We start from the raw sequence: 541 nt of genomic DNA on the forward strand, positions 1-541 counted from the left end.
CTGGTCGCCTTCCGGGCACGGGATATGTACCGCTTATTGCGGGACATCCGGGAAGAACCGGGGATTTATTCCTGTTTCACGTTCGGGGATTCGCTTCATACTACATTCAAAGAGAACGATTATCCCGTGGAACGGTTCGCGGCATCCTTGAGAGGCGCGGGGCATACCGGGGTGGAATGGAACGAGATAGAGGCGGGTATAGAAGATTATTTTATGATGTTAACAAACGATACTAGCGATGGAACGGGTTATTGAAGTAGAGCGGCTGGCGAAGAAATTCGGGAGTTTCACGGCGGTGGACCATATCAGTTTTCACGTGGAGCGGGGGGAGATATTCGGGTTCCTCGGGGCGAACGGCGCGGGCAAGACCACTGCCATGCGGATGTTATGCGGGTTGAGCAAACCGACTTTCGGGACGGGACGGGTGGTGGGATTCGATATTGCCCGGGAGTCGGAAAAGATAAAGAGCAGAATCGGCTACATGAGCCAGAAATTCTCGTTATACGAGAGTTTGACGGTGCGGGAGAATATACGCTTGTAC

At 53.0% G+C, this 541-nt stretch carries 2 pseudogenes; both read left to right on the forward strand.

Going from position 1 to position 541, the window contains the following annotated elements:
- A pseudogene (locus ACK8P8_RS22220) lies at positions 1-255 on the forward strand (ABC transporter ATP-binding protein); the annotation flags it as partial.
- Positions 248-541: pseudogene (locus tag ACK8P8_RS22225) on the forward strand (ATP-binding cassette domain-containing protein); the annotation flags it as partial. The pseudogenes ACK8P8_RS22220 and ACK8P8_RS22225, both read left to right, overlap by 8 nt.

It is taken from the genome of Butyricimonas muris (assembly GCF_046365375.1).
Taxonomy (GTDB): Bacteria; Bacteroidota; Bacteroidia; order Bacteroidales; family Marinifilaceae; genus Butyricimonas; species Butyricimonas muris.